The sequence below is a fragment of the Hyphomonas sp. GM-8P genome (assembly GCF_003263315.1).
Classification (GTDB): Bacteria; Pseudomonadota; Alphaproteobacteria; order Caulobacterales; family Hyphomonadaceae; genus Hyphomonas.
In genome coordinates, this window is sequence record NZ_AWFE01000054.1 from 1 (window position 1) to 249 (window position 249).

Consider the following 249-nt stretch of genomic DNA (forward strand, 5'->3'; position numbering starts at 1 on the left):
ATATCCGTTCCGACAATGGCCCCGAGTTCATTGCCACAGCCTTACGGGACTGGCTGGCACGTATCGGCGTGAAGACGCTCTACATCGAACCGGGTAGCCCATGGGAAAACGGATATTGCGAGAGCTTCAACTCCAAGCTTCGCGACGAGTTGTTGGCGAGGGAAATCTTCTTTGATTTGCGTGAGGCGAAAGTCCTGATCGAAACTTGGCGACGCCACTACAACACCGCGCGCCCACACTCTTCTCTGG

The 249-nt window shown here is 55.4% G+C and carries 1 protein-coding gene; it reads left to right on the forward strand.

What is annotated here, in order from left to right; all coding sequences use genetic code 11:
- On the forward strand, nucleotides 1-249 hold a 249-nt coding region (locus HY26_RS04135), incomplete at both ends, for an integrase core domain-containing protein (RefSeq protein ID WP_146740176.1).